Source organism: Candidatus Anaplasma sp. TIGMIC (assembly GCF_028204095.1).
Classification (GTDB): Bacteria; Pseudomonadota; Alphaproteobacteria; order Rickettsiales; family Anaplasmataceae; genus Anaplasma.
Genome location: NZ_JAQLOH010000059.1, coordinates 1 through 2754, shown reverse-complemented (window position 1 = coordinate 2754; position 2754 = coordinate 1). Strand labels below are relative to the sequence as shown.

The window sequence follows — 2754 nt, the reverse complement described above, 5'->3', positions numbered from 1 at the left end:
GAACAGCAGAACAGCAGAACAGCAGAACAGCAGAACAGCAGAACAGCAGAACAGCAGAACAGCAGAACAGCAGAACAGCAGAACAGCAGAACAGCAGAACAGCAGAACAGCGCCATATCACTATATGTAATGCCGTAAAGAGTTTTTGTCCGATACAGAAAATTGTGTCTATTACCAGAATGCATAACACTCCATACCCAACACGCGCTGCGAAGTCTTCGCAGCTACACATTACTTTTCGGCCTCAAAACTATTGATATACAGTACGAAATTGTGAGCGACAGCAGCGCCTTTTTCATGCGCAACGATCGAACCTTGTTACAACGTATAACTCAAAATGCAGCTCATATAACCCTTTCGCAGTCACTGTTTGGTGAGTTCCGCATGTGTGCCACGCCAATGGTCGATTTTACGAATAATCAGCTATTGTGCGACGTAATAGTACTTTAGCACCGCGGATTTTACCCCAGACATATTTCATGTACCAGTGCGTAAAGCCATTCGGCAATAGTGCGACATTGTCTTTTTTGTAAATAGTCGCAGACCCGTAAAACTGTAGCCATTACACATGTTCTTGGAGCGGAATTACCTAGAGTAGTGCAAATCCTAGATCCCATTACCACACACGTTAGGTCCCTGTCCAATAGAATTGCTTTTGCCAGAACCGCAAGACAGGCTCGGTATGGTGGGTTCCGCGTCAAAAATCAATGCTATATAATCACAGTACCCTAATGCTGAGTCTCACAAGTTTACTTCTCATAAGAGTCTTACGACACTATATCCGCCCTTCTAGAAAACGTGAGCGTAGTAATGTCTACAAGATACGCAGTATCCGCGTAGCAAAAGAAAAGCCTGCCTACAGGACACTGCAGAAACGAAACTTGTAACTCTTATCTGCTACAGCACAGTGTTCTCCGGTATTTCTCTCACCTATGGTTGCACCCAGCAGGCTACATCGCAAATACGACAAGGGGAATTTGGCGTACACACGTTCTGATAAAGGCAAATGTAGCATTGAATAGGAAAGCTCTTTGATGAAACCTATATGATGCAGAACCATATCTGTTGTATCACTGGTGGAAGGAGAATGTACCAATGCCGGCAATAAAATCAGGCACCGCAGCGGTGCCAATCTAACCAGCACTAGGGAAATAAACGGAACAAGAAGAACGCCAAGAAAACCCGCGACTTACCGCTAAAGAGTGGGCAGTAACAGACTCGAACTGCTGACTTCCTCGGTGTAAACGAGGCGCTCTACCAACTGAGCTAACCGCCCCTGACGTCCGTCTACTCTAAACCATAAACAGGCTCACTGCAACAGAGAACTTTTTATGATTTCGTACTGCTTTTTGATACCGTTTTGCATACATGCACCCAACACAGTATTAACCATGAGGAACGCTATGGTCATTGGGCCAACACCTCCTGGTACTGGAGTAATCGCAGAGGCTTTGGCACTTACAGGTTCGAAGTCAACATCGCCTACAAACTTATTTTTTCCCTCGTTAGTGATCAAGTTGATACCCACATCGATCACTATCGCACCCGGCTGCACCCATTCTGCCTGCACCATGCGGGCTTTTCCCACTGCAGCTACAACTATCTCAGCGTTTCTGCAATGTTCATGAATATCAGCGGTCGAAGAGTGCAAGATTGAAACAGTGCAGTTTTCGTAAAGTAACAGTAACCCCACCGGTTTACCAACAATGTTAGACCTACCTATCACAACGGCTTTACGTCCTGCAAGCTTAGTTGTTGCCTTTTTTATCAGATGTATACATCCCTGTGGCGTACAGGGTATCATGCAGTCCATTTGCCCTGTCAGCAGCTTTCCCGCATTTGCGTTGTGGAACCCATCAACATCTTTTTCCGGATTTATAGAGTTTATGACCAAAATTTTGTCTATGTGCCTGGGTAACGGCAGCTGCACCAAGATACCGTGCACATTTGCATCTGCATTAAGAGCATCAATAATACTTAATAGTTCGGCCTGAGTAGTTTCTGCGGGCAAGGCAATAGTCTTTGACACAAGCCCAAGCTCTTCAGCTTTTCTCTGCTTGTTACCAACATACAATTTGCTTGCTGGATCATCCCCTACTATGATGACGACCAGTGCGGGCACTAATCCGTGCTCATTCTTCAGACTGTCAATTACTAAGCCTAGCTGCGCCAGCAAATCGGTGGCCGCACGCTTCCCGTCTATGATGTTACTGTTAGTTGCGTTCATAAATTCACAAAAATATTTTAAACAAGCAGACTACTACCTTCAAAGCCCTAAAACACGAAGAGGTACAGGCGCCGTCCTCACCATATCAGCATCACTTACGGACTACAATAGGGATTTAACGAAAGACACAGCAGCTCCAGGGCACTAAGGGAACATTACACCAGATATGCCCTGAGTCAATACCTCAAACGTAATTTCCCTACACAACACATGTAGCACGTAATCGCGCCAAACAATGAGACCATGCCTCATAAGGCTATTGTTACGTAGTCGGTATTGACAGCTCCCACTTTCAACTGCACGCATGGCAACACATACGGGACAAGAACAATCGTAGTTATTCACGATAACAACAGCGTTTTCTCCGGTGGATAGCGCATACCTGATATGCCCTATTCTCCGAAAAACCATCCGCCACGGTCTTCTTGTTTTCCAGTATCAGAGTAAGATGCAATAAGACAAATAGAATACAAATAAGCGTAGGATATGGAGTTGGCGGTGCTCGTGTTGAGGTTGAAGTTGGGTAT

2 protein-coding genes and 1 tRNA gene are annotated in these 2754 nt (G+C 45.3%); all 3 read right to left on the bottom strand.

Annotated elements, in window-relative coordinates; all coding sequences use genetic code 11:
• Nucleotides 1–1203: 1203 nt before the first annotated feature.
• Nucleotides 1204–1276, bottom strand: a tRNA-Val gene (locus PGW94_RS04465).
• A 33-nt stretch (nt 1277–1309) separates the two neighbouring features.
• Nucleotides 1310–2227, bottom strand: coding sequence for a bifunctional 5,10-methylenetetrahydrofolate dehydrogenase/5,10-methenyltetrahydrofolate cyclohydrolase (locus PGW94_RS04460; RefSeq protein WP_271759048.1), 918 nt, complete (start codon nt 2225–2227; stop codon nt 1310–1312).
• A 144-nt stretch (nt 2228–2371) separates the two neighbouring features.
• Nucleotides 2372–2638, bottom strand: coding sequence for a hypothetical protein (locus PGW94_RS04455; protein ID WP_271759046.1), 267 nt, complete (start codon nt 2636–2638; stop codon nt 2372–2374).
• Nucleotides 2639–2754: the final 116 nt, after the last annotated feature.

Coding starts and splice junctions, on each gene's coding strand:
- PGW94_RS04460 (WP_271759048.1), bottom strand. CDS start 2,227: ATGAACGCAACTAACAGTAACATCATAGACGGGAAGCGTGCGGCCACC.
- PGW94_RS04455 (WP_271759046.1), bottom strand. CDS start 2,638: ATGGTTTTTCGGAGAATAGGGCATATCAGGTATGCGCTATCCACCGGA.